This window comes from Nitrospirota bacterium, from assembly GCA_040755395.1.
GTDB lineage: Bacteria > Nitrospirota > Nitrospiria > Nitrospirales > Nitrospiraceae > DATLZU01.
In genome coordinates, this window is sequence record JBFMAX010000013.1 from 37,374 (window position 1) to 64,360 (window position 26,987).

Consider the following 26,987-nt stretch of genomic DNA (forward strand, 5'->3'; position numbering starts at 1 on the left):
GACCCATGTATCGGAGGGATTATGGGCAACACAACTCCATACAAGACGGGCAAGAGCAGCCGCGGGTGGATAGGCCGGGCTTGGTATGTCGCGCTCGTGTTGAGCGTGATGGTCCTGGTGCCGCCCGCCGCGACCAGCGAGGTGTATCACGCTCTTCAGCCGGACGGAACGCTCAGCCTGACCAACGTGCCCACCGATCGACGCTATCAACCGCTTCCGTTCGGAACCATGTCCATCCGAACCCGCCTCTCTCAGCGCGAATTGGAACAGGCCATCGCCTGGTATGCCAGGCAGTATCGGTTGCATCCCGCCCTCCTACGGGCGGTCATCAAGGCCGAGTCGGACTTCGACCCCGCCGCCGTATCTCGGACGGGGGCGCAGGGGCTGATGCAACTGATGCCGCGCACGGCGGCGTCGCTCAAGGTACGCGATCCCTTCAATCCGGTCGAAAATATCCGGGGTGGGGCCAAGCATCTCCGCTATCTCCTCGACCGTTTCAACGGCGACCTGACACTGGCCCTGGCCGCGTATAATGCCGGCGAATATCGGGTGAAGCGGCATCAGCAGGTGCCGCCGATCCGCGAGACCCGCTTCTACGTCAAGAAAGTCCTCACGTACTACCACGCTTACCGGACCGGCAAGGTCCAGCCCGCGTACAGATAGCATCGATCATTCGACGAACCCATGAGAAGGTAAAGAGCCGGCACGCTGTCGGTTTACTGAGGGGCGCAGGGCCCAAGAACCCTGCGCCCCCGCTTCATAAGTGCGCAGCCGTTCTCGCGTGAGGCCGGGCTTGACCTCTCCGTGCGCCTATGTCAGGAAGGAGGACGCGGAGCGTCGGCGCAAAGGAGAATTCGGATGGCGCGCGAAGGCAATCAGCGCATGGCTGGGCTGGCCCAATCGGAGATTCGGGCCATGACGACGGCCTGCGCGCGGGTGAAAGGCATCAACATGGCGCAGGGGGTATGCGATACCCCGGCGCCGAGCCTGGTGATCGAGGCGGCCGAACGGGCCATGCGACAAGGCGTCAACACCTACACCCGTTACGACGGCCTCGCGGAACTGCGCCAAGCCCTCGCGCGCAAGCTCGCCGAATACAACGGCATTACGGCCGATCCTGAAACGGAGATTACCGTGAGCGCCGGCGCCACCGGCGCGTTTCACTGCGCCTGCCTGGCGTTGCTCAATCCCGGCGACGAGGTCATCGTCTTCGAGCCGTACTATGCCTACCACATCAGTGCCCTAGTCACGGTGGAAGCGATCCCCCGCGTGGTGCGCACGCAGGCTCCGGACCGGACCTTCTCGCCGGACGATGTGGAGCGGGCCGTCACCAGCCGGACCGCGGCCATCGTGGTGAACACGCCGGCCAACCCCTCCGGCAAGGTGTTCAGCAGGCAAGAACTGGAAGCGATCGCCGACCTGGCCCGCCGCCATGATCTGTTCGTGTTCACCGATGAAATCTACGAATATTTTCTCTTCGACGGCCGGAAGCACGTGAGCCTCGGGGCGCTGCCCGGCATGGCGGAGCGCACGATCACGATTTCCGGGTATTCCAAGACCTTCAGCATCACCGGCTGGCGGATCGGGTACAGCGTCGCGCAGGCCAAGTGGGCCTCGCTGATCAACGCGATGAACGATCTGCTCTATGTCTGCGCGCCGGCGCCGCTCCAGGTCGGCGTGGCCGTCGGCATTCAGGAATTGGAGTCGTCGTTCTATCAGGGCTTGGCCCGCGAGTATCAGGCGAAACGGGACCGATTCTGCCAGGCGCTGAGCAAGGCCGGTCTGCCGCCCTCCGTACCGCAAGGCGCCTACTATGTGTTGGCCGACGTGTCGCGCCTGCCCGGCGCGACAGGCAAGGACCGCGCGATGCACCTGCTCGAGCGGACCGGCGTGGCCGGCGTGCCCGGCGAAGCGTTCTTCGAGGGACCCGAGGGGCACCGCTTCATCCGCTTCAGCTTCGCGAAGACGGACGCCGATCTGGAGGAAGCCTGCCGCCGGATCGAGAAGCTGGGCTAGCCTACGCGAGCCTTCCCGCTTCATCCCCCGGACTCTCGACCGGCGCGCCCGGCGGCGGGTTGTTGTGGCCGGGTCTGGGCGACACCGTGTAGTGGATTCGATCGGTCGCGCGCACGTCGCGCGGCCTGTTCTTGATCGGGTCCAGGTTGCGGCTGATGTTCGCCTGGGGATCGACGAGCGCATCGAGCGCGACAACGGCGGCGCGGCTGATCGGGCAGCCGACCGCCAGCGCCTTCTTCAGCATCCACCGGAGCGCGATGTTGTTCAGCCCGAGATTGCCGTTCCCGCCGCCGATGTCGGAGTGGACGCCGCGGAACCACACTTCGTAACCGCCGCGAACCCGCGTCGGGCGAAACGTCTGGCGGCGTTCGTCCAACGCAAGCGCGTGAAAACAGTGGCTCACATTGCCCGGCAGGCTGAGGCGATAGCCCAAGTTGATGCGGCTGAACGGGATGCCGAGATCGATCGGGATGCCGAAGGCCGCCACCACGTCCCACAGACCGAGAAAGCGGATCACAGGTCGCGCCTCGATCACTCGGTCGTCCCGATCCCGCACGCCGCGGCTCGCGATTGTATTGGCGAAATGGAGAGCCAGCGCGGCGCCTCGGCTGAACCCGACGATGTCGATGTCGCGATCGCCGTCAGCGAAGTACTGCGCCAGTTGCTCCGCCGCCCGGTTGATCCGCTCTTTGCCGCCGACGCCGAACGCGCCGCCGATGATCTTGCCGATGATTCCGTACCGCGTCCCCACTCCCTTCGTGTAAAACTCGGATCGGCCTTCGTAGGCGTCGCGGAATTTCACGACGTTGGTGTTTTTGCCGTACTCTCCCGCATCCTTTTCCGCATTCCAGGTCCCGTCGAACGCGTACAAGGCCATCGCGCACCTCCTTTCCAGTCGGCACGGGCTGAGAGGACCAAGACGCAGCCGAGGCCCAATGCGCGCCGAAAATGTGCCCTGACCGTCGCCGCATCGTCTCGAGGAGATTGCCTGACTCGCGGCCGATGCTGGCGATCATACAGCACTTCGTCCCAACGGTCATCTACGATGTCGCCGGCATTCAGGTTGCGTTTCTGCCGTCCATCAGTCTTCGGCTCAGCTTGAGCCTCGTTGATGAGGCCTTGCGTAGGACAGCGACCCGCGCGACCGCTCCGTCATAGATCTCAGTTCCCTGAAACAGGACCTTGGCGACCGCCGCATGGGTTGCCGGCACGGATCCGTTTCCCGACTACGACGACAACAGGGCTCTCCGGACCGTCGCCGCGCGTCGCGAACGCTGCGCTCCTTGCTTCACCTGTACATTCGTGTTAGGGTGGCACTCGATCGCGGAAGACCTCCTGTGTCGGGGGGCGGCATTCCCCCAGTAAGCACGGAGCCTGACGCGATCTTTTTGTTTCCATGCCGCCGTAGCCCACGTCGCTGAGCATACTCCCGAAGCGGATTCGTCCATCGCTCGCCCTGCCAGCCCGACGCGGCCGCGGGAATCGTTCCCTCACAACAAGCACAAAGAGGTGAGTCGTTGTTTCAAGCATCGTGGTCAACGGTCCGAGGATTCCTCCGTGACGCCGCAGGAAGTCTCTATCACATCGTCGTCGTCACCTTGAGCGCGGGCATTGCGCTTCTGCTCCCGGCAGGGGCCAGGCAGTTCCTGTCCTTCTGGTCTTGGATCGAGCACGGCAAGCTCTCCCTCGTCGCGGTGGAAATGGCGGTGGCGATCGGCGCCGGCCTCGTTTCGTCCTTCCCGCAGCGCGCGCGTGGGGCGGAGCGGCACATTAGGAAACTCAAGGAAGAACGGAGCACAGGCCGAACCGTCATGATCATGGGGTCAAGCGGGTACAGCACTTTTATGGATCAAGTGGGAGATCTGGCGTCGGTGCTCGACAAATGCCTCGGGGCGAAAAATTCTGCTGGTGAACCCCTACAGCCAGGAAGCAAGCGCGCATCCAGGCCATCGCTCATCCCGAGTACACGCTGGCCGCCTTTCGCGAAGAAGTCCGGCAAAGCATTGAGCTTCTTAAGCGGCTGAAGGCGATGGGAAAGGCGGTCAGACTGAAGCTCTACGCGGAGCCGCCGTTGGTCAAGATGGTGATTCTCGGCGATTACCTCTGGCTCCAGCACTACCATGCCGATCTGGATGTCCGGACCATGCCAGAGTATGTTCTGCGGCACAACCAAAAGGACCACGGCCTCTATACGCTCTAGGCCCATTGCTTCGAGCAGCGATGGGAGAGCGCCGAGATTCCGGAGTATGATCTCGAGACGGACGAACTGGTCTATCGAGGCCGGAATGGCGGCGAGACCCGGCGGGAGCGGTTTGCGATCGAGCGGGCGCCTGGAGAAGCCGGGCCTTCAACAGAATCACTCGCCCTCGCTCCCGAGCCGGTTCGACTCGGCTGAGCCGACGGAGTCAAATCCGAGACAAGCCGGCCGTGCGACGGGATTCCTATCGAGCGACGCAAATCGTCACGTTCGTTCGGCGGTTCAAGCGACGGCCCAACTCCATCCAGCGGAACGCCGCAACCAAGTCCGATCTCCTGCGAGCCAACCCGTTTCATCCGTCCCTTCCGCGCCGAGAAACAGTCGCATTGTTCCTATCAAACAGACGGCGCCGAGGGGTACCTTGTTTGTCCTTCGCGAGAAATCGATCAGACACGCAGCGGGGGGCATCAACCGAGAAGGAAGGCTGCGAGCGCTGACCGCCGACGCAGAACGTCTGCGGTTTCCGTTCCCGACAAAGATGTTGTGGGAGAGCCGGAACGTGTCATATCTTATCTTCGCGGGTGTCGTGATAGTCCTAGAGGATACCCGCGTGTCTTCGTGACCGAACCCACTCACAAGAAAGGACGACCCATGCGCATCGTCACCGCCTGCATCGTGACCCTGCTCTACGTTGCAACCTCTACAGCCGTCGCCGCCGGACAGGACCCCGCCACCGACGAGCAGAAAGCCTTATACGCCATCGGCTTGGCCATCAGCGAATCTCTCGGCAATTTTTCGCTGAGCGAGGCCGAATTGGAGTTCGTCAAGGCCGGTCTCACGGACGGCGTCCTCAAACGGCCCCGCAAAGTCGATCTGCAGGCCATGACCCCGAAGATTCAGCAACTGCAACAGACGCGGGCGGCGGCGATCGCGGAGGCCGAGAAAAAAGCCGCGGCTGCGTTCCTCGCGAAGGCGGCGGCGGAATCAGGAGCGAAGAAAACCGAGTCGGGCGCGATCGTCACGACGCTGAAGGAGGGGAGCGGCGCGACGCCGAAAGCGACGGACACGGTGAAGGTCCACTATCACGGGACGCTCATCGACGGTACGGTGTTCGACAGCTCGATCAAGCGAGGGGAGCCGGCGACGTTTCCCCTGAACCAAGTCATCAAGTGTTGGACCGAGGGCCTGCAACACATCAAAGTCGGGGGCAAGAGCCGCCTGATCTGTCCCGCCAACCTGGCCTACGGGGATCGCGGGTCACCGCCGCGGATCAAGCCCGGCGCCACGCTGATCTTCGAAGTCGAGCTGCTCGACATCGTGAAGTAGTCGCGAGCGGATATTCTTCAAGGCCGATGAACTGCCCGTGCAGGCGTTCCGGAACCGTGACCGAGTACGGGAAAGGAGAAGAAGGTTTACGGGCGGATCACAGACAGACCGAGCACTTCCTCGAACGGATCGTAATTCCGATCATTGTGGAGCAGCGATCATGAAGCTGTCTTGATTCGACCTTGACGGCTTTCGCCGGGGCTCTCTCCCACTCCACCTTACCGCGAAGACGACGAAGACCCTCTTGGCCTTTGACCCTAATCAGGAGACGAAGTCCCTTTTCGACCACGGCGCGCTTCGTCGAGAGGCCGGTGGCTCGCATAGCCTGCCGCATCAAACCGTTGTCGATTACAACATTGGTACGCCTACGCGCCTCCTATCGGCGATGTGTACGGATTGCACGATCCTGCACACGCATGCGTGAAGAAGCAAGCCGGCGAGTGACAACACGACTCTTGCGACCCCATGCACCATCCCCATTTTCATGCTAACGGCCTAGACTGCCCAGCGGACCTGTCTGCGTGTGCACCACAGGCAGGCCGCCTCTGATTCCAATGGATCGATCCGGGATAGCCTGCTGGCTGATCGCCGGATAGACTGCGGGATTCGCAGTCTATCTCGGACAGCTCCGCGGCGCGATCTCTTGATAAGTGTCGGATTTCCTTTTAGACTCGCCATCCACTGGGCTGCGTAGGTTCCCGTGCCAGGCTGCACGAGCAGCCTGCAGCAGATTTAATAGTTTGGCAGACCGGTGGCTATGTCGTGAAGATACGAACCATTGAAGAGATCAAGCAGGCTTTTCGAGAGATGGGCCTGACTGAGACCACGTGGGGGAGGTTGCAGGTGTCTGAAACGGAGGTCGCGTCCGAACAAAGGGAGCACGTGTTCATCCGAATCGAGACGACTACGAAGCCCCTGGAGGCGAAACCTGATGCCGACTTGGCATAGCCTGCTCAACGAAATCAAGGCACGCGGCAGCACGTACGATGTTGTCCGTCGGGAGCGGCTGAAGGCGCTCGCCGAAAAGACCGGTCGTAACGTCATCGTCTACTACTCAGGGTGGCTACAGAAGCCGAAGTTTCCAGGAACGCAGGTGACTGACGCGGACAAAAATGGATTCGTGACAGTCATCGTACAACGAGCACCGGCCCCACCAGGGCCGGTGGTGCTACGGCAAGACCCCGATGCAGACGTTCCTGGACAGTGTGCCCGTGGCGAAGGAGAAGATGATCGCGGCATAAACAACGAAGGCGAGGACTCATTGACCGCGAGATGAAGTCTTGACATTTACAATTTAACAATTGGATTAGCTCTTGCGTGCGCGGTCTGCGAGTACAACTGTCAATGCTCCTCCCGAGCTTGCTTTTCTCCGAGAGGTGGCGAGGTGGATCTCTCACCGCGCGCCTCGATCGACTACAGCCTGATTCCCTGCTCTTCCCCCTCCGAGCTTGTGGCATTTGTTCATATATGGATGGCGGGTGGCGCTGACCTGGGAGCCCAGCCGTTTGGAGCGGGGTCCCCACACCGGGCGGGGTGCGAAGCCGGCTGGGCTGGTCAGTGACAGGACCCGGCCCTCCACACTCTTCCTTCACTCGAACAAGCTTCTCAACGCCCGCTTGATCTGTTCCAATCCCTCGCGCAGGTCGCGTTCCAAAGCGTCGGCTTTGGCCTGCACCATCCGGCGCTTGGCCTTTAACTGGTCCTTGAAGGCTTGCAGCTTGGCGAGGATCTCCTGTTTTTTCTCCTCCAGCTTGGCCTGCTGCGTCGCTTTCTCGCTCTCAAACCGGCTTTTGAGCGCCTCAAACTCAGCCTCAAGAGTGCTGGCCAGACCCACGAGATCCTCCCACAGTTTGCCCGACTCGAACGCGGCCCCCTTCAATTTCTCGTCCGCGATGGATTCGAATTCGCTCAAGGCCTTGAGAATCTTGGTCCGCTGCTCCTCGAAGGCGTCGCGGGCTTCCGCCTTGCCGAGCGACAGTTGTACTTGGAGATGGTCGAGCTTGGCTTGGACCTCCCTCTTCACCTGCTCGGCGACCTCTTTCGATTTCTGGACTTCGGCCTGGACTTGCTTGAGCAGGTCCCGGAGCTGCTGCTTGCGCTGCTCCAGCCGCTCCAGCGCCTGCTCCTTTGTCTGCGTGAGCTGCGCCTCCAGCGCCAGCGCCTGATGTTCCAACGCGTCCAGCTTTTTATCGATCGACGCTCTCAATTCCTTGATCCGCGACATGGGGCCCTCCTCTGTGTGCGTCAGGAAATGAAGACAGGCTACGTTCCGTGGGCAGTTGTGTCAACGCACCGGAGGGTGACACGGGTCGCCCGGCGTCAGCCTCTCATGCCATCGGCGCTTCGATGGGAATGAGGCGCTTATGGAGAGGATCGACGCCGAGCCCAAGCGTTTCGAGCGTTGTGGCGCCGAGGAGGATGAGAGAATTCGGCTTTCCGCAGAGGACCAACGTCGCAGTCTCGACGCCGTTGATGGCGATGTCCGCCTTTGCGACAGGCACAATGTCTTTCGTCCCGTCCGCATAGCGCACGGCGCGCGTGCCGGCCGGCGCGATACCGATCGTTTGCGCAAGGTCCACCGGGACCTGTGTAAACAACGCACCGGTGTCGACCAGCCCCTCGAGCTCGAGCCGTTGCTCCGGTTGGACAGGGTTCTTCAGTACGAATTTGACCGTGAACGTTCCCATACGCAGCCTGATTGTAGTCCGCCCGCCACTCCCTGTCAAAACCGAGACCGCGCCCAATCCGAAAGTATGCCCGTTGAACACGCGCGACATCGCGCCCTGAAAACTTCCTTGGGTGCCCGTTGTTTTTTCACATTGGGTCCGAGCGTACTCGCTTTTCCCCTGAGGAGGCTTGGTAGGCCCCTCAGCGCGCGCATCGAACGACCACCGCTTTATCGGTGGGTCTGAGGGCTAACGATGAATGCTCCTTCCAAGCTTGCCCGCTGCTCACTCACCACCCTAACTGCCACCGATGCCCGTGCCGTTCGATCAGCTTGTCGGCTTCGCTGGGGCCCCACGTGCCGGCGGTGTAGAAATGGATGGTCTTCTCGCCTTGCAACAACGGGTCGTACAGGCGCCAGGCCGTTTCGGTGAAGTCCGCGCCGACGAACAGCGTCTGGTCGCCGATCATCACGTCGCGGAGCAGGGTTTCGTAGGCTTCCGGGAGCTGGCCGAAGGCTTTCTCATAGTCGAACTGCAGCGCATGATCGGTCAGGCGGAACGGCCGCCCCGGGCTTTTCACCGAGAAGCAGAGGGAGAATCCTTCGCTGGGTTGCAGGGTGATGACCAGCTTGTTGGGGGCGATGCTGCCCGGTTCGAGCGACCTGAACACCTGCGCCGGCGCTTCCCGGAATGTCACCGCGATCTGGGTCAACTTGCGCGGCAGGCGCTTGCCGGTCCGCAGGTAGAAGGGCACGCCTTTCCATCGCCAGTTGTTGATATCGACTTTCAGCGCCACGTAGGTTTCGGTCAGCGAATCTCCCGGCACCTCGGCTTCTTCACGATAGCCTTTGATCGTCTGACCCGCGATTTCCCAGGCGGCGTATTGCCCGAAGACCACGTTCTCCGGAGCAATGGGGGATACCGAATGGAGGACTTTCAGCCGCTCCGTCTGGATCGCGCCGGCGTCGAAGGAGACCGGGACCTCCATCGCGACGACCGTCATGAGTTGGGTCAGATGATTCTGGACCATGTCGCGGAGCGCGCCGGCCTGCTGGTAGTAGGCGCCGCGGTGTTCGACGCCGATATCTTCAGCCACCGTGATTTGCACGTTCTCCACCGTGTTGCGGTTCCAGAGCGATTCGAAGATCGGGTTGGCGAAACGGAACGCCAGGAGATTCTGCACCGTCTCTTTTCCCAGGTAATGATCGATCCGATAAATCTCGGGCTCTTCGAGGTACCGGTGCAGCAACGTATTCAAGGCGCGGGCGGAGTGGAAGTCATGCCCGAAGGGTTTTTCGACCACGACCCGAACCCAGCCGTGGCTCTTGAGGAGTCCGGCTTGGTCCAATCCTTCAACGGCGCCGGAGACGGCGGCCGGAGGCAACGCCAGGTAGAACACGCGGTTCTCGGGCATGTTGTGCGTCCGCTCCAGCCGTCGAATGTACACTGCCAACGCCTCATAATCCTCAGGCCTTCCTTGATGCAGCGTGTGATAGTAGAGGCACTCGTCGCACCACGAGCGCAGCTCTTTATCGCTTGGCCAGCCCGCTTTGCGCAGCCCTTCGTAGGCCCAGAGCCGGAACCCCTCTTCCCCGGTCTCGGGCAGCGCGGCCCCGACGATCAAGGTGTTGCGTTTCTCCAGGATTCCCTGGTTCCGCAGGTGGTACAGCGCGGGCAGGAGCTTGCGCCGCGTCAGATCGCCGGTCGCGCCCAAAATGATGAAGATATGGGGTTCAACGGGCTGGTCGAGCATGCCGAATGGTCCTCGTGGTTACGCGCCATCCCCGCGCGCAGGGTTCACAGCCTCATACAGGGCGGAGTAGTCCACCTCGTCCAGACCCCGGCCGATCGTCTTCTCCAGCAGGCGGCGAATCCCGTCCAGGCCGCCCGTGTCGAGCTGGTGGCCCCTCGCCTCGGCCAGAAAGAGATCGACGTCCTTGAGGAGGTGACGGGTCGAGAAGTTCGGATCGGCGTAGTCACGACGGAGCAACCGGGGCAGTTTCTTGTCGTAGGCTGGCGCGTAAAGCGCGCTCTCGCGGAGAATGGCCATAAACGTCTCCACATCGATCCCGTGGCGTTGCACGAGCCCCAGACTCAAGGCGAAGGCTGCGATCTCGGCGGCGATCAACTGGTTCAGCGCCAGCTTAAGCGCCGCGGCCTTGCCGACCGAGCCGATCAGCCGGGGCCCGCGGCTCAGCGAGCGGAACAGAGCCGCCCACCGGGCGAACTGCTCCGGGCTGCCGCCGACCATGACGTGCAACGTCCCGGCCTTGGCTTCCGCGATGCTCCCCAAAACCGGCGCTTCGAAATAGTCGCCGCCGGCTGCGCTCACCTCTCGCTGCAACGCTTGACTCTCCGATGGGCCGATGGTGCCCATCTGGATGACGGTGCGGCCGGAGAGGTCCTTCCTTGTCGGGCCCGCAAGCAGGACGCTGCGGATCGCCGCCGCGTCGGCCAGCATCAGGACAATACACTCGGCGGATCGGATCGCCTCTTCCGGCTGCGAGTCGACCTGGATTCCCAACTCGCGCAACGGCTCGGCCTTGGTCCGGGTGCGGTTGTACACGATGACCTGATGGCCGGTCGCCTTCAGCCGCTCGGCGATCGGCCGCCCCAGAAGCCCTGTCCCCAACACCGCGACACGCATGGAGTGACCTCCCAATCAAAACGTGTCATGTGATAGTACCATAGGCAGGCTGATTTCCCGTGCCGGCTCAGCTAGACTGACTCGGGCAGCGATGAACATTTGGGACATCCCCACCGGAACCATTCTGAATCCCACCGGCGGCTATCTGGGTGAGGGCTTCACCCACACGATCAACTTGTACCGCGGCTGCGCGCTCGGCAACTCGCTCTGCGGGCTCTATTGCTATGCTCAATGGAATCCGCATCATACGCAGGGCCGGGCGTGGGGGCGTTTCCTCGACGTGAAGACCGGATTCGTGGAGGCCTATCGGGTCCAGTACGATCGGTTGAAAGAGCCGGTTCGCGGACACCCCAAGCCCCTGCGGATCTTTCTCTCCAGCGTGACCGAGCCCTATCCTCCGCAGGAGCGTTTGGCGCGACGAATGCGCCGGCTGTTGGAGGAGATGCTTGCGCGGACGCCCGATGTGCTCGTGATCCAATCTCATACCCCGCTGGTCCTCGATGACCTCCCCCTCTTGCTCTCGCTGCACCGGCGTTGCCGGCTGCAGATCAATATCACGGTGGAGACGGACAAGGAGACTCTGCCGCCGCCGTTCCCTCGCCATGCCTACTCGCCCGCGGCGCGGATCGCAGCGCTTCGCGCGTTGCGGCGGGCCGGCTTATTCACCGTGGCCACCGTGAGCCCGTTGCTCCCGCTGGACGATCCGTCGGCGTTCGCGCGACAACTCGAAGCGGCCTGCGACCGCGTGATCCTCGATCACTATCTTCTCGGCGACGGCAGTCGCGAGGGGCACCGGACCAAGCAGACGAAGTTGCCGATGCTGTTGGACGCCAACGGGTGGGGCGCCTGGACTGGCTTGGCGCCGTTCGAAGACGTGGTCAAGACGTTCCGCCGGGTCTTCGGCGACGCCCGGGTCGGCATCAGCCGCGCGGGATTCAACGCCGTGCACGGCGGCGCGCAGGACATCGCTCCCGCGGCTGAATAAGGGCCGGTTGTCGGAAGGGCTTGCGGAAGGGACGGTGTGATGGAGTCGCGCGTCACGATCGTGCAATGGACAGAGGCAGAGCCGGGCATTCGTGCCATCCGGGAGGCGGTATTCATGCGCGAGCAGGGCGTGCCGGAGGAGTTGGAATGGGACGGCCTCGACCCGGCTTGTCTCCATGTCCTGGCCTGGAACGAAGCCGGCGCCGCGGTCGCCACCGCGCGCCTGCAACCGGAGGGTAAGATCGGCCGCATGGCGGTGTTGAAGGAATGGCGGGGGCGCGGCCTGGGGCGGGCGATGCTGCGGACCTTGCTGCAGGCCGCGATCGAACGCGGCCTCACGGTGGTTGAATTGGCCGCGCAGACCCAGGCGATCGGCTTCTACGAGCGGGCGGGGTTTCGTGCGATTGGCGAGGTCTTCATGGATGCGGGTATTCCGCACCGGAAGATGGTGCTGGACCTCCGTTCGTATCGTATTGGTGAAACGGATCGTGGGATTAGGTCCGGGTCTGGCTGCGGCGATGAGCCATCAGCGTGCGGATGAGGTCGTTCACCCGCCCGGCGGACCCAGGCGCCACGGCCACCGTGCCTTGCATCGACGGCCGCGGTTGGTTGAAGCGGAACGGCTTGCCGGCTCCGTCCGTCACGGTTCCGCCAGCCTCTTGGATCAGAAGCACCCCGCCCGCCAGGTCCCATTCGTGCTCGCGCTCGAACGTGATCGCCGCGTCGACCCGCCCCGCAGCCACCAGCGCCAGCGCATAGGCGATCGAGTGCATCGGGCGGCAGTCGGCGGTCTCCTCCGCGGCCGCGAACCGGCCGGCCGAGAGCTCCCAGGGATTGACCAGGATCGCCGGTTGCCCGGTTCTCCTTGCCGGGGCCAGCGGATTCCCGTTCAGCCGGAATCCTTGTCCGCGGGCGGCCGTGAAGAGTTCATCGGTGACGGGGTTCAAGACGGCGGCGACGACTGGCTGGTCGCCTTCCACGAGGGCGGCCGAGATGCAGAATTCCGGCAAGCCTCTGACAAAGGCTTTGGTGCCGTCGATCGGGTCGATGACCCATACCCGCTTTTTCTCCAGGCGGATCGGAGTGTCGGGCGACTCCTCGGAGAGCCAGCCGTCGTCCGGGAAGGTTCGCGTCAACGTTTCGTGCAACAGCCGATTGACCTCCAGGTCCGCCGAGGTGACAGGGGACCGGTCGGCCTTGATGTGCGTGTCGAAACCGTCGCGCGCCAGTTCGAGGGCTCGCGCCCCCGCCCGGCGGATCGCGTCTTGGAGCAGGTCAAATTCTCGTTGCATCCGGATAAGGCTCCCAGGTGAAGGATGTTCGCTTGCCCCTTGCCTGGGTTGCAGCGGCCGGTCTTAGCGTCTGTGGAAGAAGCATAGCAGGTTCGATGCGGGCGGCTGCAACGATCGGTGAGCGCAAGCAGGGTGGGACACCCTCCTACGCCGGTGCCGACTCGACGCGGGCCGCGGGATTGCTCATATTCCGGACGGCCGCTGGCGCGCTGAGGTTACTGGTCCATGAACAGCCAGGGGACCTCCGCCTTTCGTCGCTTCTCGTAGGCGGCGATGGCCGGCTCGTGCTGCAGGGTGAGACCGATGGCGTCCAGTCCTCGGTAGAGGCAGTCTTTCCGGAAAGGATCCACGTCGAAATGGTAACGCACGCCTTCCGGCGTGGTCACCGTCTGGGCGGCGAGATCGACGGTCACCTGATAACCCGGTCGGGCCAAAACGGATTGGAACAGCGCCTGCACCTCGTCCGCCTTCAGCGCCACCGGCAGGATGCCGTTCTGAAAACAGTTGTTGTAGAAGATGTCCGCGAAACTGGGCGCGATGACGCAGCGGAAGCCCTGATCCAATAGCGCCCAGGGCGCATGTTCCCGCGAGGAGCCGCAGCCGAAATTGTCGCGCGTGAGCAGGATCGTCGCGCCCTGGTAGCGCGGCTGATTGAGGAAAAAGTCCGGGTCGGGCGTGCCGTCGCTCTTTCTCCGCCAGTCGTAAAACAGGCCTTCCCGCAGTCCCGTCCGCTTGATCGTCTTCAGGAACTGCTTCGGGATGATCTGATCGGTATCCACGTTGACCCGATCCAACGGGGCGACGAGGCCGGTATGTGTCGTAAAGGGCTGCATGTTCACTCCGTTTCAAGGCCAGTGGCGAGCAGGATGTTGAAAAAGTCCGCCAGCTTTGTTCTCGCATCGCTCAGAGGCTCAACGTACGGCAAAGAGTACGCCTCGCCTCTTCGCTCGCTGCGGCCGCGCTGGACGGCCTTTTTGAACATCCTGTGGACTGTTCTGATGCCATCTGTGACCGCTGGCTGGAGCAGCGTTCCTGGATGCTCAAAAGGTTTTTCAACAGCCTGCGAGAGGCGAGAGGCAATGGGCACCTGCAAAGCTGTCCCCCTTGCCTCGGGCCTCTTGCCTCGCGCCGTGACATCAGGACCACGTCCTGATGTCCACAAAGTGCCCTTCGATCGCGGCGGCCACGGCCATGGCCGGGGACACCAGATGAGTGCGGCCGCCCGCGCCCTGCCGGCCTTCGAAGTTCCGGTTGCTGGTGGAGGCGCAGCGCTCGCCCGGTTGCAGCACGTCGGCGTTCATCGCCAGACACATGCTGCAGCCCGCCTCGCGCCATTCGAAGCCGGCTTCTTTGAAGATTTGGTCGAGCCCCTCCTGCTCGGCCTGCCGCTTCACAAGCCCGGACCCCGGGACCACCAGGGCGTGGACGCCTCTCGCCACCTTCTTGCCTTTGGCAAAGCCGGCCGCCAGCCGAAGGTCCTCGATACGGGAATTGGTGCAGGAGCCGATGAAGACTTTGTCGATTCGGATCTCGGTGATCGGAGTGCCGGGTTTGAGCGCCATATATTCCAACGCCCGCTCGGTCGCCTTGCGGGTTTTCTCGTCCGGCATTTCGCTCGGGTCCGGCACCCGGCCGTCCACGCCGACCACCATGCCGGGACTGGTCCCCCAGGTCACTTGCGGCGCGATGTCCTCGGCCCGCAAGACGACCGTCCGATCGTACACGGCGTCGGGGTCGGTCACGAGCCGGCGCCAAGCTTGAACCGCCTGCTCGAACATCCGGCCCTTCGGCGCCATCGGTCGCCCTTCGAGATAGGCGACGGTCTTGTCGTCCGGCGCGACCATGCCGGCGCGCGCTCCGCCTTCGATCGACATGTTGCAGAGCGTCATACGGCCTTCCATGCTTAGATCGCGGATCGTCGAGCCCGTGTACTCCACCACGTAGCCGGTGCCGCCCGCCGTCCCGATCTTGCCGATGATCGCCAGGATCACATCTTTCGCCGAGCAACGCTCCGAGAGCCGTCCCTCCACGCGAATCTCCATCGTCTTGGGCCGTTTCTGGATCAGGCATTGGGTCGCCAGCACATGCTCCACCTCGCTGGTCCCGATCCCGAAGGCCAGCGCGCCGAACGCGCCGTGCGTCGAGGTGTGGGAGTCGCCGCAGACGATCGTCATGCCGGGCAGCGTGAAGCCCTGCTCGGGCCCGATCACGTGCACGATGCCCTGGCGCACGTCGTTCATGCCGAACAGCGTGATGCCGAACTCTTTACAATTGTCTTCCAGCGTTTGAATCTGTTTCGCGCTGACCGGGTCGGCGATCCCGAAACGGCGGTCGGTGGTCGGCACATTGTGATCGGGCACCGCCAGCGTCGCGCCGGGTCGCCGGGGACGGCGGCCCGCCAGTTTGAGGCCTTCAAACGCCTGCGGCGACGTGACCTCGTGAACCAGGTGCCGGTCGATATACAGCAAGGTCGTGCCGTCCGGCTCCTCCCGGACGACGTGCGCGTCCCAAATCTTTTCAAACAGGGTCTTTCCGGGCATGTGGGAACCTCAAGACGCGGATCGATCAATAATGGGAAAGGCAGTATAACAGCTTTGCCTCGTGGTCTGGAAGCGGCCGGGCCGGGCTGCTACGAAGCTTGCGGGTACTTGGCGAAGCAGATCATGTCCATCCGGTTGTAATGGTTCGGCAGCAGCGTCTCGGGCCGGTACCCGAGATTCAAGAACAGATGCACGTTGCGCGAGGTACGGAGCATCGTGCAGACGTAGAGTTTGTGGGCGCCGGTCACCACTCGCTCGATCTCTTGCATCAGCGCCTTGCCGATGCCGCGTCCCTGGTGGGAGGGTTTCACCGACAGGAGCCGGATCACGCAGACACCTCCGACCACCCAGAAGCGCACCGAACCGACCACAACCCCGTCCCATTCCGCGGCGAGGATTGTCTTCTCCTGCGCATCCCGTTTTAAGTCGTCCATCGTCTCGGTCGTCCAGGCGCTCGTAGAATAGAGTCCGGCATACTCGCCGAAGGCTTCCCGCTGGATCTCCAAAATGGAGTCGAAATCCTGTTCGCAAGCCGGCCGAATGGTCAGCATCGCTTCTCCTGCCTCCTAACAACAGCGAGCAGCAAATAGCAAACAGCAGCCACCGGCGACGGGCTTTCATGGCTCAAGTTTTGCGGGCGCACGGTCGACGCAAGCACATGTATGGCACACAAGGTTTCAGCGGACCGGATCGTGATTCCGCGCTGGACCATCAAGCGCTATCCCCGGGCGCTCGTCTGTCCCGACTGCGGCTCTAAATGGTGCGCATCCGGGCCGATCGGCGTCAAGTCGTCTTTTGCACCTGCCGCCTGAGGGATGAACGCATCATTCACGAATCACGGCGGTCAGAGCCGGCGCCGCCAGCCTGTCCACCCGAACGCGTTGCCTTCCCACCGATCTCTTTCAGTCGACTTTCGGCTTGCCCTGATTTTCCAGCCGCTTAGACTCGTTTGCTACCATTGATGGGAACAGCGCCCGAGCGCGACCGCCGTCTCGGCCGGAAGGAGGAATGCCCATGAAAATGCGATACGCGATCATGCCCGTCCTGATCGTCTACGTCATGCTGGTTCCCGCGATCGGCGACGCCAGTGACAGACCGGCTGCCGCCGATAAACCGTTTTCACGTTTCTGCAAAGCCCGCGATCTCGTCGGAACCTGGCGCCTGGTGAAATACACCACCCAATATGAGTTCAAGGACCCGAACGCGCCGTATCTGTTGCCCTATCAAGTCTTTCAGTTCACCGCGGACGGGAGCATGAAATCGGCCCATTCCCCCAAGCCGTTCCAGGAAAATCCGGGCAAACTGTTTCAGGCGATCCCGGCCATCGTGACGTACGGGCTCGAGCGCGAGGGCATGGTCACAGTGCGGGCCAAGGGGGCGGCGACCGCCGCGGAGACCTGGCATTGTGTCGCGATCATCAGGGATCGCAAGGACGAACAACACCGGGTCTTCATGAAACGCGGCGATCTCGTCATGACCCTGGTGGGAAAGAACGGCCAGCCGCTGTTTGTGCGGCAGCTCCGGAAGAGCGGAACGTGACAGCTCGTTGAATCCGCCGCCGGACACGTGCTACGAACAACGGGCGCGCGAGCCACAACGCTCGCGCACCCGTTGTCGTTTTCCATACGTGTCAAGGCTGTGGTCATGGCGACCGATCCGGTCTGGGCTTCCCCTCTGCTTGTGAACTGGTGCCGATGGCTGCTGGACAGTTTTCGCCATTGGACCGGCCGCGAATTGCTGGAACGGGCGGGGACGGCGGAGGACCAGGCGCGGGTCTTGTTCGCGGCGCCCTTCGTGGTCGTTTCACACGGGACGGAGGACGACCCGATCCTCAATTACGGGAACCAGGCGGCGCTGGACCTCTGGGAATGCACATGGGAGCAGTTGACGAAGACCCCTTCGCGGCTCACCGCCGAACCGGTGGACCGGACCGAGCGGGAACGGATGTTGGCGCGGGCGGCCGCGCAAGGTTTCATCGAGGACTATCGAGGGGTGCGCGTCTCCCGCAGCGGCCGCCGGTTCCTGGTCGAACACGCTGTCGTCTGGACCGTCATCGACCCGGCGGGCGTGAACCGGGGTCAGGCCGCGACCTTCTCCCGCTGGAGTTATCTGTGACCTCGGACTCGTCGAGCAACTGAAACCGCGGAATCGACCGTCCATCCCCCTGCACCGTCTCGAGAACATCGCCTCCGGCTTTACCCGGAGACCGTGGTCTCCGTACAGCGCGCGATAGACGACGAACTCCTCTCCCGTCTCCGAACCTGGCGCACCCCATGACCTGGTATTCCTCGCCTTTGTCGTGGCGATGGCGACCGGGTTTGATCATGGTGTACCATGCCCCGTCAGGTGTGAGGCGATCGCACACGATACGGACGGGGCTGAGGATGCACAAGCGTCGTGGCCTCATCGTGATCGACAACGGGTCGGCCGGCGATGCCAGGAGCCTCCGCGTCATGCGCGCGCGACCGAGCACGGCGTTTGTGCTGCACGCGCTCTGGCTGCTGGCGGCGACCCTGTCCGCCTGCGCCCAGGAAACCTGGGAGTCCGCCATGCAGGCCGGTCACCAGGCGGTCCAACGAGGTGATTACCCCGAGGCGGAACGGATCTATGCCGCCGCCGTCACAAAGGCCGAGGCGTTCGGGCGCAAGGACCGACGTGTCGCCGTGACGTTGAGTGAGTTGGCGCACGTCTATGCGACGCAAGGCAAGTACGTGGAGGCTGAGCCGGCCTATCTTCGGGCGCTCGAGATTTATCAGGACGTGCATGGCGAAGCTCATCCTGATGTGGCGGCAACGCTCAACAACCTGGGCGTGTTGCATCGGATGCATGGCCAGTATGCCCAGGCGGAGCCGTTGCTGGAGCGGGCGTTGGCGATCAAGGAGAAAGTCCTGGGCCGAGATCATCCCGATGTCGCCTTGGGTTTGAGCAATTTGGCGATGGTGCACGTAGCGCAGGGGCATTATGCGCAGGCCGAGCCCCTTTATCAGCGGGCGCTGGCGATCAGGGAAAAGGCCCTGGGAGCGGAGCATCCCGACGTGGCCAAGAGTCTCGAGGACTACGCCGCCATGCTGCGGAAGGCGCGGCGAAGCGATGATGCGGCGAAACTTGAAGAGCGGGCGACGGCGATCCGGAGCAAACAGGGCCGCGCGTCCGCGGTCAAACCCCAGGGTTGAAGTCCAAGGCGCCCACAGTGTAGCGTACCGGCTCGGTCGTGCAATGGACGAACAGCAAAAGACGCATGCCCGGCAGCGCGCAGTGATCGCCCGATCGGTCGGGATCGTCGCGATCGCCTTGGGGTTCGTGAGCGGTATGCATGGATTGGATCATCCAGATTCCATCTGGCTCAGGACCGCGCTGGGGTTGCTCGTGACCGGCATGATGGCCCAGGGCTATGCGTTGTACTGCACGCTTCGGCGGATGAGAGAGAAAGAGGATTCGAAGACGCCATGACCGGCTGGCGACGCAGCGGACCAGCGGAACGGGCCGGAAGACAAGCGCTCCTGTCGACCGTCGCGGCCGCTCTGTGCCTGACCCTGACCGCCTGCGGAGGCCCCTGGCGGGATAGCTATTTGACGCGGGGGATCAACCGGCTCACTCAGGAAGAGATCGCGGAGAAACTCGGGCCGCCTCATACCGCCAAGACGCCGGCGCTCGGCGGCGAGAGCGTATGGACCTATCGATTTCCCATGAGCGACAAGGAGCTGCATCCCTGGAGCTTCGACAACGTGACCAAGGGCGCGTTGAGCGTCACGCAGCAGGCCGCCGCGCTCATCGGCAAGGGCGGCGGCGAGGGCGCGCGCGAGACGCTCTATTGTTACCGCTACGTGCTGACCTTCGACGAGTCGAAGGTCCTCAAGAGTTGGAAACGGGAAGACTGCGTGCCGAGGAACCAGGAGAAAGCGGCATCGCAGTAGGCGAAGGTATTCGTTGCGCCGGACGGGAATCGCCGTCCCGGTCGAGAACGGGGCAGGATGACCATGAGCCTCGTCCAGCAGTGGTTTCCGAATCTCGACAGCGCCTTCCTGGCCGACGTCGTCAAGTCGCTCCTTCTCCTCCTCATTCTCTTGATCCTCCGGGCCATCCTGGTCCGGTCGATCACTAAAAGCCCCCGCCTCTCGACGGACTCCAAGCTGCGGTGGGTCGTGACCATCCGCAACACCGTCGTCTTTGTCTTCCTCCTGGGGCTGATCTTCATTTGGGCCCACGAGCTGCAGGCCTTCGCGGTCTCCCTGGTCGCCATTGCCGTCGCCCTGGTCCTGGCCACCAAGGAGCTGATCCTCTGCGTCAGCGGCGCGGCCTTGCGAGCCGGCGCGAACGCCTATTCGGTGGGCGATCGAATTCAGATCGCCGGCTATCGCGGCATCGTGCTCGATCAGGACCTGTTTGCAACGACTCTGCTGGAGATTGGGCCCGGCCAGGCGTCGCATCTCTCCACCGGGCGAGCCGTGGTCTTCCCCAACAGTCTTCTGTTCACCCATCCGCTGGTCAATGAGACCTACACCGAGGAGTATGTGCTGCACGTCACGACGGTGCCGTTGGGAAACGGAGACGATTGGCAGAAAGCGGAACAAGTTCTGCTGGAGGTCGCCAAAGCCGAGTGCGCGCCATACCTGGACGACGCGAAGCGCCACATGCAATCGTTGGAGGAAAAGAACCTGCTGGAAGCGCCGTCGTTGGACCCGCGCGTGATCGTGCAGATCCCCGAGCCGGGGCGCATCAACCTGCACCTGCGTTTCCCGGCGCCGGCCCGCGGCCGGTCGCGCATCGAACAGGCGATCCTACGAGGATACCTCTCGGCGATGGCCAAGACCTGACGAAGGTCAGAAGCCCGTTCCTGTGGTCAAGAGCCGAATCCGATACAGCAGGCTCCCGCCGGTGAGGTAGAGGGTCGAACCGTCGTCGCCCCAGGCCAGGTTCGAGACGGGCGTCCCCGTCTCGATGCTGCCGAGGTGCGTGCCGTCCGGCGCAAACACGCTGACCCCGCCGGGCCGCGCGCCGAAGAGATTGCCGGCCTGGTCGATCTTGAGCCCGTCCGGGCCGAAAAACGGGTCCTTCCGCCAGCGCGTCGCGTCAAAGAACACGCGGCCGTTCGTCACTGTGCCATCAGCCTTGACATCGTAGGCCAGCCAGGCCGCGCGTTTCGGATCGACATCCGTGACGTAGAGCGTCTTCTCATCGGGCGAGAACGCGATGCCGTTCGGCGCCTTGATGTCCTTGATCAACAGTGTCAACGTGCCGTCGCGCGACAGCCGATAGACGCCCTGGAACGGTGTTTCCTTGCGGGGGTCGTCGAACGCCTTCGGCAGGCCGAACGGAGGATCGGTGAAATACAGGTCGCCGTTCGATTTGAACACGAGGTCGTTCGGGCTGTTGATCCGCTTGCCCTCGAAGCGATCGGCGAGCACGGTCAGGCGGCCGTCCGGCTCAAGACGCGCGATCCGTCGGTCGCCGTGTTGGCACAGGACAAGCCGACCCGTCCGGTCGAAAGAGAGTCCGTTCGAGCCCGGTTCTTTGCCTTGAAAGGGCGCGGCCCCGCTGTAGCCGCTCGGCTTCAGCAACAGGCTCACGCCTTCGCCGTCTTTCCACTTGTAGACCGCATTGCCGGGGATGTCCGAGAACAGAAGGTAGCCGCCCTGTTTGTTCCAGACCGGCCCTTCCAACCAAGTGAAGCCGTCGGCGATCATTTCAAGCTTCGCATGTTTCGGCACGAGTTTATCGAAACGCGGGTCCAGCCGAACGACGGTGACGTCCGACTCCGCGGCCGCCATCGAGGCCCCCAGCGCGAAGATTACGATCCTACAGACAGCGCGGCACATGCGGGTAAAGGCGGGTTTCATCATCCGGCTTTCAATCGAGCGGCGGCCTGATGCCGGAAATGTTCAATCGGATGCGGTAAAGGCCGGTCAGCGCGGTGACGTACAGTGTCTTGCCGTCATCGTCCCCCCAAGCCATGTTGTGGGGGTCTTCGGGGCCCTTGATCGTGCCCAGGTGCTTGCCTTCCGGGGAAATGATCCAGAGCCCGCCCGGCCCCGTGCAATAGACATTGCCGCGCTGATCCACCTTCATCCCGTCCAGCGCGTCCTCGCCCGGCGCGTTGGTCATATCAAAGAAGACCCGGCCGTTCGAGAGACTGCAATCCGGCCGGACCTCATAGCGCATGATGATCTTCCTCTTGTCATTCCAGTTGTTGACAAACAGATACGTCTCATCTGGCGAGAGCGCGATCCCGTTCGGCGCATCGAGGTCGGTACTGACCAGCTTCACCTGCCCGTCCTTCACGCAATAGACGCCGCTGAAGGGCAGTTCCTTGCGCGGATCGTCGAACGCCTTCGGCAGGCCGAACGGAGGATCGGTGAAATACAGGTCGCCGTTCGATTTGAACACGAGGTCGTTCGGGCTGTTGATCCGCTTGCCCTCCAAGCGATCCGCCAACACGGTGACGTTGCCGCGCGGTTCGACGCGGATGACCCGGCGAGTGCCATGCTGATTGATGGTGAGCCGGCCTTGCTTGTCGAGCGTGAGCCCGTTCGAGCCGGGCTGGTGATATTCGCCGACGTTGAATCCGCTGTAGCCGCTCTTCGTGCGAAAGACGGACACCTGGCCGTCCGGCGACCATCGGTAGATCGTATTGTTGTTCGGATCGCTGAAAAGCAGATAACCGGGCATGGAATCCTTCCTCGGCACCCACACCGGTCCCTCGGTGAAAAGAAACCCGCCGGCCAGCTTTTCGAGTTGGGCATTCGAGGGGACGATCTCGTCCAAGGCCGAGTCGGCTTTGAGAATCTCGGTCCTGACGAACTGCGCCGCGCCGACCGAGTGCATCTTGTAGAACTCGAGCGTGGCTGACCGGACCCAGATAAAGTTCCCGGGCGGATTCGAGAGCGGCCCATTGATCCCGAACACCGCCAACTGAATGCGCTGGCCCGGTCTCGCATAGCGCGTCAGCACGACGCGATTGGGGGCGTTGAAGCCTTTAATAAGCTGACCGCCGGGCTGGCCGAGGACGAGCGGCAATTCGCCGTCCACCCATACCTCCGCGTAGTCGTCTACCGCGATCTCGAACACGATCGCGGAGCCGGTCGGGTCGAATGAACCGATCCGGTCTGGAACCGTGACGGCGATTCGATACCAGTTGAAGCAGAGCCGGCCGGTTGAGCGCCGCTCCTCCAACTGGGGCGGCCGCAGCGCTTCCCACGTCGAGTCGTCGAAGTCCGCTGCGCCGGCGTGGGGCTCGTAGTCGTAAGTCATGTTCGGGGGGCCGGACGGTCCGAGGTCGGGGCCGGGTCGGTGATGCGCGACCTGGACGATCCTGGTGTCGCTGTACCGCCACTGACCTTTGACCAAGGCCACGCCCTCGTCGGTCATCAGATCGACAATCACGTCGGGCCGGACGGCCGGGGCATCTTGCGTGGTTTGGGCTGACGCGATGGCGAGGCCACAGACGATGATCGTACCGGCTACCCCCATAAGTATGCAGGCTTTTGCTCTCATCACCCCCTCCGGCCGTTTGTCGTGTCTTCTAGCTATCAGCTGTCAGGTCTCAGCTTCCCCTCACCCTGCCCTCTCCCTCAAGGGGAGAGGGACTGAGTCCTGAGCTGACCGCTGAGAGCTGATCACTGATGGCTTCGTCACCGTACTTTCACCACGTAATAGTCGAATGGCGCTTCCACTTCCTTGAACCAATGCGGCACGTTGTTAGGGATGATGACGACGTCGCCGGGCGCCAGCCTGCGCGTCTCGCCGCCTTCGACGGTCGGTGCGCGGAATTCATGCGGCGCGATGGTTTTGACGCCGACCGGCGTCCCGCCCGTGATCAGGGTCGCCGAACCCTTGAGCACGTACACGATGTCCGTGTCCAATTCATGGATCTCCACGAGGCCGGGCTTATCTCGGTGGCTCGCGTGCACCATGTAGTTGCGCGCGGCGTGCATCATCTGTTCGTCGTCACCCACCAGCAACGCGCCCTTCGCAAACGCGGCGGCGACCTTCGGGCTCCCGATATAGGTCACGGGCAGCGGCGCCTGTCCGTTCGCCAGGCCGGCCATGTCCATCGATTCCAGCGACTTGGCGCCTATGATCGCGAGCTCCTCGTCCTGTTGGGCGCTCGCGGCGCCGCTCACACCGACGGCGCCCACGACTTTCCCCTCCCATTCGAGCGGGACTCCGCCTTGCAGGGGCGTGAAGTTCTGGAGGTCGCCGCCCAACGTCACCATCGAGGTGCGTCCGCTCTTGATGGCATCCTCAAACATCTTCGTCGGTTTCTTAAACAGCGCCGCCGTGCGCGCCTTGCCGATGGCGATGTTCGCGCTGGCGGCGAAGGTCTGGTCCAATCGTTCAAGCGCGAGCAAATTGCCGCCTTCATCGACGACGGCGATGGAGCCGCCCGGCGCGTTGACGCGCTTGGCCTCGGCGACCGTCGCCGCGATGACTTTCTTCGCGCCTTCCAGCGTGAGCCCGCGTTTGTCGGCCACGGACTCGGCGCGGACAAATGCCGCCGTTCCGATGACTATTCCCATTAGAAGTAGCATCGTCCGTTTCATGGAGGGTCTCCTTTCCCCAGCGATCAGCCTTCAGCCGTCGGCTGTCAGCTCCAGACTTCAGATGAAGCTGAGAGCTGACTGCTGACCGCTGATCGCCGGCCCTTAACGGCTCATAGCCATGCTGCCTGCATGCATCCTTTCGCCCGAGGCGGTCATGATGGGCTTGGCGAACGATGCTTCGCCGAGCAACACTTCCGCCCACGCACACCAGATCTGTACCTTGGCGACGTCATGGACGTACGGCGGGAGGACGATGGTGCGGTTTTCCTTGTCCCCTTTGATCTTCAGCCGCTGCAACAGGAAGACGTTGCCCTTCGAGTCCACGACCTGCCAGTGCGGTGCCGGCGTGTCCGGAATCTTGAAGTCGTCGGACCAGGTCAATGTGTCGTTGCCGCCCTGCCGCGAATGAGCGGCCGTCCCGCTGTCGGCTTTGACACCCTCGAATTTCGTGGTCGTATGGGCGTCGGCGGCGAAGACGCTGGTTGCGCCGAGCAGCCCGACCGCGAACATCCCCGTGAGCAATGCCATCTGCAAAGAATAAACGTGATGCATGGGAATCCTCCTCTGTGAATAGGTGATTCATCGGCCTTGAAGAGCGGCGACATCTCTCGGTGCACTCTTCAATTCAGTCGGTGAGTCGAGGCGAGGAGGCGAAGCTTACATGTCCGATCGGCGAAACGAACGAGACGCCCCGCTCTGCGATCCCTATTCTCCGGTCCCTTGCCCTTGTTGGCCGGTTCCTCCTTTGCTAGAATCGTTCGCCTTGGGCAGCGGGGGTCTGCGCAACGCCTGTTCAGTCACGACCATTTCTCGCAGAGGGCTCATGATTGGATAGAAGCTCGCTGCGGCCGCCTTCCTGCGTTCTATCCGATCGGTCCTGTCTTTGGCGCAGCCCGTTCCATGAAGATCGCCACGTTCAACGTCAACTCCATCCGCAAACGGCTGCCGATCGTCCTGGACTGGTTGGACCGGCACAAGCCCGACGTGCTCTGCCTGCAGGAGACCAAGGTGCAGGATATGGAGTTCCCGCTGCTGGCGCTGGCGGAAACCGGCTATGAGGCAAACTTTCGCGGGATCAAGGGGTACAACGGCGTGGCGGTCCTCAGCCGCGCGAAGCCGGACGCGGTCTTTTACGGGTTCGACGACGGAGGAGACCCCGATGACTCACGGCTCATGCGGGTCGTCATCCGGCGCATTCCGATCGTCAACACCTACGTGCCCCAGGGTTACGAGATCGACTCGCCGAAGTATGCCTATAAGTTGAAATGGTTCGAGCGGCTTCGCCGCTATTTCGCCAAGCACCTTTCGCCGGAGAAGCCGGCCGTCTGGTGCGGAGACATGAACGTGGCGCCGAGACCGATCGACGTGCACAGCCCGGAAAAACACCTCACGCATGTGTGCTATCACGAAGACGCGCGGAAGGCGTATGAGAGCACGGTGAAGTGGGGATGGCAGGACGTCTTCGTCAAGCTCTATCCGGACCGCCGGCAGTACACGTTCTGGGATTATCGGGCGCCGAGTTCACTGGAGGCGAACAAGGGCTGGCGTATCGACCATATCCTGGCCACGGCGCCGCTCGCCGCAAAGTGCGTGAAAGCGGATGTGGACATCGAGCCGCGACGAGCGAAGGACCCTTCGGATCACACGTTTCTGTGGGCGGAGTTTTCCGTCTAGCGCGCCGCTAAAGCAGTCTTCATGAGCCTTGGGCTCACCCGCGCATGATGAACATCATGAGCAGGCAAGAGGCTAGGGGCTTGGGGAAGGGGGGGAGACTCCGGCCTCTAGCCTCGGGCCGCGAGCCTCGCGCCTATTTTCAAAGAGAAGGAGAAAAAGAAGTGGACATCGGGCTCAGGGGAGCGAAAAACTCCTCGGATCACACCGTCAATCTCAGCGGAGGAGTTCGGTCTTTCCGGAAGCGCGATGTCCACGCAGGGAAAACGTATTCGGCGGGCCGGTCGTTCCAGTCTCCGGATTCCGTCGGCGGCTCCGCCGCCATAAAGTCAAGCCGCGTTCAAGGCCGGCTGCTTGACCGTGCGCTGGCTCAACAATCGGTTGTGCGCGATCAGCGGATCGGTGATCGCGCCGCAGTTGATGCACCGCCAGATGTATGTTTCGGGTGAGAAATCCGGGCGCCATTCCTCCACCATCAGCCCCTTACAGCGTTCACAGGTCATGGCAGCCACCTCCTTGGGTCGTGCCCAGGTCCCCTCGGGGCCTGTCCTCACGGCTGGAAGGCTAACACCGCAAGATTAGAGCGATGTTAAGGACAGGTTAAAAATGTCTAATCTGAATGTCGATGAAGCGCGCACCGGGTGAGGGCAAAAAGATCCTGAGCTTTCAAGAGGATGGAGGATCGTCGACGAGCAGGATCCCGGTCATGCCCTTGTGCCCGCGGACCCGGCAATGAAACAGATAGGCGCCTGGAGGCACCCGGAGCGTAAGTTCAAGGGACCGGCCGGGCAGGATCCTGATTCCGCCCTGACGAGGAACGGCGTCCGGTGACGGATCTGCGGTCAGGCGAACCCGCGGATCGGACAACAGGGGACCGGCGAACTCGTGCGGCTCGCGGCCTTCGTTCACGATCCTCAGGCGAAGCGGTCTGCCCGCGATCGCTCGCACTTCCACCGGGTCGAAGCGAAAATCCTGCGCGGCGATCCTGACGGTCTGCACATCGGGGTCGCATGCGTTGACCAGGATCGCCATTCCCGCAAGCCAGCCGAGGCGTTTCACGCGGCGGTTCATGGTGGTTCCAGACGGCGAGAATAGGTCTTTTACACTC

Annotated in this window: 31 protein-coding genes and 3 pseudogenes; 16 read left to right on the forward strand and 18 right to left on the reverse strand. The window is 62.8% G+C overall.

What is annotated here, in order from left to right:
* The first annotated feature begins 21 nt into the window (after window positions 1-21).
* Window positions 22-663, forward strand: a complete 642-nt coding sequence (locus AB1555_16230) for a lytic transglycosylase domain-containing protein (GenBank protein MEW6248241.1) — start codon at window positions 22-24, stop codon at window positions 661-663.
* A gap of 195 nt (window positions 664-858) precedes the next feature.
* Window positions 859-2,016, forward strand: coding sequence for a pyridoxal phosphate-dependent aminotransferase (locus AB1555_16235; protein ID MEW6248242.1), 1,158 nt, complete (start codon window positions 859-861; stop codon window positions 2,014-2,016).
* 1 nt (window position 2,017) lies between these two features.
* Here the strand turns inward: AB1555_16235 and AB1555_16240 are convergent, their stop codons facing one another.
* Complete coding sequence (locus AB1555_16240) at window positions 2,018-2,893, reverse strand: DUF2235 domain-containing protein (protein ID MEW6248243.1); 876 nt, start codon at window positions 2,891-2,893, stop codon at window positions 2,018-2,020.
* A 640-nt stretch (window positions 2,894-3,533) separates the two neighbouring features.
* Between AB1555_16240 and AB1555_16245 the strand changes: the two genes are divergently transcribed.
* The 3 genes from AB1555_16245 to AB1555_16255 all read left to right on the forward strand — a co-directional run bounded on the left by AB1555_16245 (window position 3,534) and on the right by AB1555_16255 (window position 5,539).
* A complete protein-coding gene (locus AB1555_16245; GenBank protein MEW6248244.1) occupies window positions 3,534-4,040 on the forward strand; it encodes a hypothetical protein in 507 nt (168 codons plus the stop codon).
* Between the two features lie 5 nt (window positions 4,041-4,045).
* Window positions 4,046-4,216: a hypothetical protein gene (locus AB1555_16250; protein MEW6248245.1), complete on the forward strand. Its 171-nt coding sequence runs from the start codon at window positions 4,046-4,048 to the stop codon at window positions 4,214-4,216.
* A gap of 648 nt (window positions 4,217-4,864) precedes the next feature.
* Complete coding sequence (locus AB1555_16255; GenBank protein ID MEW6248246.1) at window positions 4,865-5,539, forward strand: FKBP-type peptidyl-prolyl cis-trans isomerase; 675 nt, start codon at window positions 4,865-4,867, stop codon at window positions 5,537-5,539.
* A gap of 97 nt (window positions 5,540-5,636) precedes the next feature.
* On the opposite strand, the pseudogene AB1555_16260 reads toward AB1555_16255, so the two are convergent.
* Window positions 5,637-5,891, reverse strand: a pseudogene (locus tag AB1555_16260) (type II toxin-antitoxin system VapB family antitoxin).
* Between the two features lie 781 nt (window positions 5,892-6,672).
* Here AB1555_16260 and AB1555_16265 point away from each other — a divergent pair.
* Window positions 6,673-6,780, forward strand: a pseudogene (locus tag AB1555_16265) (IS481 family transposase).
* Between the two features lie 347 nt (window positions 6,781-7,127).
* Here AB1555_16265 and AB1555_16270 read toward each other — a convergent pair.
* The 4 genes from AB1555_16270 to AB1555_16285 form a co-directional block, all read right to left on the reverse strand.
* The gene (locus AB1555_16270; GenBank protein MEW6248247.1) at window positions 7,128-7,763 is read right to left on the reverse strand and encodes a hypothetical protein; all 636 of its coding nucleotides are present in this window, start codon (window positions 7,761-7,763) and stop codon (window positions 7,128-7,130) included.
* A 103-nt stretch (window positions 7,764-7,866) separates the two neighbouring features.
* Window positions 7,867-8,226, reverse strand: a complete 360-nt coding sequence (locus tag AB1555_16275) for a retroviral-like aspartic protease family protein (GenBank protein MEW6248248.1) — start codon at window positions 8,224-8,226, stop codon at window positions 7,867-7,869.
* 268 nt (window positions 8,227-8,494) lie between these two features.
* Complete coding sequence (gene zwf / locus AB1555_16280) at window positions 8,495-9,958, reverse strand: glucose-6-phosphate dehydrogenase (protein ID MEW6248249.1); 1,464 nt, start codon at window positions 9,956-9,958, stop codon at window positions 8,495-8,497.
* An 18-nt stretch (window positions 9,959-9,976) separates the two neighbouring features.
* The gene (locus tag AB1555_16285) at window positions 9,977-10,852 is read right to left on the reverse strand and encodes an NAD(P)-dependent oxidoreductase (protein MEW6248250.1); all 876 of its coding nucleotides are present in this window, start codon (window positions 10,850-10,852) and stop codon (window positions 9,977-9,979) included.
* Window positions 10,853-10,943: 91 nt separating this feature from the next.
* Here AB1555_16285 and AB1555_16290 point away from each other — a divergent pair, with 91 nt between their 5' ends.
* A complete protein-coding gene (locus tag AB1555_16290) occupies window positions 10,944-11,837 on the forward strand; it encodes a hypothetical protein (GenBank protein ID MEW6248251.1) in 894 nt (297 codons plus the stop codon).
* A gap of 39 nt (window positions 11,838-11,876) precedes the next feature.
* Complete coding sequence (locus AB1555_16295) at window positions 11,877-12,377, forward strand: GNAT family N-acetyltransferase (protein MEW6248252.1); 501 nt, start codon at window positions 11,877-11,879, stop codon at window positions 12,375-12,377.
* Here AB1555_16295 and AB1555_16300 read toward each other — a convergent pair.
* From AB1555_16300 to AB1555_16320, 5 genes are all read right to left on the reverse strand, one after another.
* Window positions 12,331-13,128: a 3'(2'),5'-bisphosphate nucleotidase CysQ gene (locus AB1555_16300; protein ID MEW6248253.1), complete on the reverse strand. Its 798-nt coding sequence runs from the start codon at window positions 13,126-13,128 to the stop codon at window positions 12,331-12,333. The genes AB1555_16295 and AB1555_16300 overlap by 47 nt on opposite strands.
* Before the next feature lie 215 nt (window positions 13,129-13,343).
* Entirely contained in the window at window positions 13,344-13,961 is a 618-nt protein-coding gene (leuD, locus tag AB1555_16305; protein MEW6248254.1) for a 3-isopropylmalate dehydratase small subunit, read from the reverse strand.
* Window positions 13,962-13,963: 2 nt separating this feature from the next.
* Window positions 13,964-14,221: a hypothetical protein gene (locus AB1555_16310; GenBank protein ID MEW6248255.1), complete on the reverse strand. Its 258-nt coding sequence runs from the start codon at window positions 14,219-14,221 to the stop codon at window positions 13,964-13,966.
* A gap of 43 nt (window positions 14,222-14,264) precedes the next feature.
* On the reverse strand, window positions 14,265-15,668 hold the full coding sequence (gene leuC, locus AB1555_16315) for a 3-isopropylmalate dehydratase large subunit (GenBank protein MEW6248256.1): 1,404 nt from the start codon (window positions 15,666-15,668) through the stop codon (window positions 14,265-14,267).
* Window positions 15,669-15,757: 89 nt separating this feature from the next.
* Entirely contained in the window at window positions 15,758-16,219 is a 462-nt protein-coding gene (locus AB1555_16320) for a GNAT family N-acetyltransferase (protein MEW6248257.1), read from the reverse strand.
* A 111-nt stretch (window positions 16,220-16,330) separates the two neighbouring features.
* On the opposite strand from AB1555_16320, the gene AB1555_16325 reads away from it, so the two are divergent.
* The 3 genes from AB1555_16325 (at window position 16,331) to AB1555_16335 (ending at window position 17,783) form a co-directional block, all read left to right on the forward strand.
* Window positions 16,331-16,480: a hypothetical protein gene (locus tag AB1555_16325; GenBank protein MEW6248258.1), complete on the forward strand. Its 150-nt coding sequence runs from the start codon at window positions 16,331-16,333 to the stop codon at window positions 16,478-16,480.
* Window positions 16,481-16,682: 202 nt separating this feature from the next.
* Complete coding sequence (locus AB1555_16330) at window positions 16,683-17,207, forward strand: hypothetical protein (GenBank protein ID MEW6248259.1); 525 nt, start codon at window positions 16,683-16,685, stop codon at window positions 17,205-17,207.
* Window positions 17,208-17,312: 105 nt separating this feature from the next.
* Entirely contained in the window at window positions 17,313-17,783 is a 471-nt protein-coding gene (locus AB1555_16335) for an MEKHLA domain-containing protein (protein MEW6248260.1), read from the forward strand.
* Here the strand turns inward: AB1555_16335 and AB1555_16340 are convergent.
* Window positions 17,719-17,994: pseudogene (locus tag AB1555_16340) on the reverse strand (DUF1653 domain-containing protein). The gene AB1555_16335 and the pseudogene AB1555_16340 overlap by 65 nt on opposite strands.
* A gap of 58 nt (window positions 17,995-18,052) precedes the next feature.
* On the opposite strand from AB1555_16340, the gene AB1555_16345 reads away from it, so the two are divergent.
* From AB1555_16345 to AB1555_16360, 4 genes are all read left to right on the forward strand, one after another.
* Window positions 18,053-18,841, forward strand: coding sequence for a tetratricopeptide repeat protein (locus AB1555_16345; protein MEW6248261.1), 789 nt, complete (start codon window positions 18,053-18,055; stop codon window positions 18,839-18,841).
* A 43-nt stretch (window positions 18,842-18,884) separates the two neighbouring features.
* Window positions 18,885-19,118, forward strand: a complete 234-nt coding sequence (locus AB1555_16350) for a hypothetical protein (GenBank protein ID MEW6248262.1) — start codon at window positions 18,885-18,887, stop codon at window positions 19,116-19,118.
* Entirely contained in the window at window positions 19,115-19,582 is a 468-nt protein-coding gene (locus AB1555_16355; protein ID MEW6248263.1) for a hypothetical protein, read from the forward strand. Before AB1555_16350 ends, AB1555_16355 begins: the two co-directional genes overlap by 4 nt.
* Before the next feature lie 63 nt (window positions 19,583-19,645).
* The gene (locus AB1555_16360) at window positions 19,646-20,482 is read left to right on the forward strand and encodes a mechanosensitive ion channel domain-containing protein (protein ID MEW6248264.1); all 837 of its coding nucleotides are present in this window, start codon (window positions 19,646-19,648) and stop codon (window positions 20,480-20,482) included.
* A gap of 6 nt (window positions 20,483-20,488) precedes the next feature.
* Here AB1555_16360 and AB1555_16365 read toward each other — a convergent pair whose 3' ends face one another.
* The 4 genes from AB1555_16365 to AB1555_16380 form a co-directional block, all read right to left on the reverse strand.
* A complete protein-coding gene (locus AB1555_16365; protein MEW6248265.1) occupies window positions 20,489-21,508 on the reverse strand; it encodes an SMP-30/gluconolactonase/LRE family protein in 1,020 nt (339 codons plus the stop codon).
* 7 nt (window positions 21,509-21,515) lie between these two features.
* Window positions 21,516-23,159, reverse strand: a complete 1,644-nt coding sequence (locus tag AB1555_16370; GenBank protein ID MEW6248266.1) for an SMP-30/gluconolactonase/LRE family protein — start codon at window positions 23,157-23,159, stop codon at window positions 21,516-21,518.
* Window positions 23,160-23,296: 137 nt separating this feature from the next.
* Window positions 23,297-24,208: a heme-binding protein gene (locus tag AB1555_16375; protein ID MEW6248267.1), complete on the reverse strand. Its 912-nt coding sequence runs from the start codon at window positions 24,206-24,208 to the stop codon at window positions 23,297-23,299.
* A 102-nt stretch (window positions 24,209-24,310) separates the two neighbouring features.
* Entirely contained in the window at window positions 24,311-24,760 is a 450-nt protein-coding gene (locus tag AB1555_16380) for a hypothetical protein (GenBank protein MEW6248268.1), read from the reverse strand.
* Between the two features lie 348 nt (window positions 24,761-25,108).
* Between AB1555_16380 and xth the strand changes: the two genes are divergently transcribed.
* Window positions 25,109-25,882, forward strand: coding sequence for an exodeoxyribonuclease III (xth, locus tag AB1555_16385; protein MEW6248269.1), 774 nt, complete (start codon window positions 25,109-25,111; stop codon window positions 25,880-25,882).
* A 326-nt stretch (window positions 25,883-26,208) separates the two neighbouring features.
* Here xth and AB1555_16390 read toward each other — a convergent pair whose 3' ends face one another.
* The gene (locus AB1555_16390; GenBank protein MEW6248270.1) at window positions 26,209-26,382 is read right to left on the reverse strand and encodes a hypothetical protein; all 174 of its coding nucleotides are present in this window, start codon (window positions 26,380-26,382) and stop codon (window positions 26,209-26,211) included.
* 163 nt (window positions 26,383-26,545) lie between these two features.
* Window positions 26,546-26,950, reverse strand: coding sequence for a hypothetical protein (locus AB1555_16395; protein MEW6248271.1), 405 nt, complete (start codon window positions 26,948-26,950; stop codon window positions 26,546-26,548).
* Between the last annotated feature and the right edge of the window lie 37 nt (window positions 26,951-26,987).